We start from the raw sequence: 851 nt of genomic DNA, 5'->3' as shown, positions 1-851 counted from the left end.
TGCAGGGGATTCGATTCCATGCCGCCGTCCGCTCGCACACGACTTGAGATCTTGGGGAAGTAGGTCTGCTCCGGGTCGACGGCAACCAGAAAGGCGTGAACGCCTTGCGCATTGAACGCGGCAAGAAACTCCTCCGACGCTTCAAAGCCCGGACCTACGCGCAGCACCGGGACATCGTAGGCGGCAAACAGCTTGCTCCAGTCCGGCAAACCCAGTCCAGTGGCGATATCACAGCCGACGTAACGACCTCCGAAGTAGCTGCGCTGGGTCATCCGGATCGAGGCATAGCCCTTGTCGTCAAAGACGAACATCTTGAGGTTGAGCTTGTTGATGGCGGCAGTACCGACTTCCTGCAGGTTCTGCGCGAAGCCTCCGTCGCCTTCAATGAGGATCGTGCGTTTGTCCGGATTGGCCAGCGCGGCACCAATAGCGCCGCTCAAGCCATAGCCCATCGAGGCCAGCGATTTGTCGGTGACATAGTGCTGGCCGAATTTCTGCGAGATCGATTGGTAGGAGCACGTAAAGGCGCCGCCGCTACTGCAGGGAATCAGCACATCGTCCGCACGCGACAGACGCGAGAGCTCATCAAAGAACGTGTAGGGCGAGATATAACCTTCGCCCGTAACATTGACGCCGGGCTCCACCAGCGGCAACTCGGCGCGTACGCTGCGGCAGAACGCGATCCACTCTCCGTGCTCACCCAGGCTATGAGCTTGCAGGCGCAGCAACAGGTCGTTGGCGTCAACCGACAGCCCTTGCGCGACCTCGGGATGCCCCTTGGCAAGCTCCGCTGGGTCCAGATCGACCTGAACAATGTCGCCCAGCGGAATGAACTGCTGCCAGTTGAAACC

General features: G+C 60.2%; 1 protein-coding gene. It reads right to left on the bottom strand.

What is annotated here, in order from left to right; genetic code table 11:
- Positions 1-851: thiamine pyrophosphate-dependent enzyme (locus ABDB84_RS20010; protein WP_345921550.1), on the bottom strand; the 851-nt coding region annotated here is incomplete at both ends.

The organism is Uliginosibacterium sediminicola, assembly GCF_039631295.1.
Classification (GTDB): Bacteria; Pseudomonadota; Gammaproteobacteria; order Burkholderiales; family Rhodocyclaceae; genus Viridibacterium; species Viridibacterium sediminicola.
This window is presented reverse-complemented; position numbering and strand designations above follow the sequence as displayed.